Source organism: Microbispora hainanensis (genome assembly GCF_006874475.1).
GTDB classification, from domain to species: domain Bacteria; phylum Actinomycetota; class Actinomycetes; order Streptosporangiales; family Streptosporangiaceae; genus Microbispora; species Microbispora hainanensis.
Map to the genome: position 1 here is coordinate 1 of NZ_VIRM01000158.1, position 872 is coordinate 872.

The window sequence follows — 872 nt, forward strand, 5'->3', positions numbered from 1 at the left end:
GCCAACGCTTGACGCTGGCCAAGGGTCGGGTAGAGGCGGAAGTTGTACCTGAGCTGCACGCCGTGACCTTAACCATTGGCTTTATGGCCGAGCATAGGAATATCAGAACGGGCAGACACCCGCGTTTTGGCCCCGCACGCTCATGTGGTTTCCGTGACCACGTTCCGGCACCCGGCGTCCATATTCAATGGGGCGCACCGAAAGCGCATGGAGCGGTCCTGCGGTTCGCGTCCAGGGAGATGGGGTGCGCGGACGTCGAGTGCGAGCGGGCCGAGTTCAAGGGCGAGCCTGACCACGTCCACCTGCTGGTGAACTTCCCGCCGAAGGTCGCCCTGTCCCGGCTGGTCAACTCGCTGAAAGGGGTGTCCTCCCGGCGGCTGCGACAGGAGTTCCCCCAGCCTTCTCTGCCCCGCTACACGGGAGGGTCCGCTTCACCGTGACGCAGACCGGCCAGCTGAACCTCTTGGCGGCGTCCCGTCCGAGCTGCACCTCCACGATCACGGCCAGGAGCGCCGTTCCGGTCTTGTCCCGCACGACCACCACCGAGTCGGCGCGGTGCTCGATCGGTCCCGGCTGGGTGCATTCGGCCGCCTCGACCCGAGCGACGGCAAAGGCCGGCACCCGCATGCCGGTGGCGCAGCGGAGCAGCTCAAGTGCGGTCTCCGGCCGGTTGCGGATGAGCTCGATCGGCATTTCGTGATCAATACCAGGCATGGCCGAGATATTACGAGGCGCAGTCAGTCAATTACACAGAGTTCGCAAAAATGGCGGCGATTGTCGGCTATTACATGTCGGCGGATTTTCCCAGTCCGTGTCGCGACGTACTCGTTCAGTGCTGTGACCGGCAGCGTTCACGGGGTTAACCGGTGGAC

General features: G+C 64.3%; 1 protein-coding gene and 1 pseudogene. One reads left to right on the forward strand and one right to left on the reverse strand.

Going from position 1 to position 872, the window contains the following annotated elements:
- Positions 1–59: helix-turn-helix domain-containing protein (locus tag FLX08_RS43610; protein WP_482809801.1), on the reverse strand; the 59-nt coding region annotated here is incomplete at its 3' end.
- Between the two features lie 186 nt (positions 60–245).
- Between FLX08_RS43610 and tnpA the strand changes: the two are divergent.
- A pseudogene (gene tnpA, locus FLX08_RS39965) lies at positions 246–392 on the forward strand (IS200/IS605 family transposase); the annotation flags it as partial.
- Positions 393–872 lie beyond the last annotated feature (480 nt).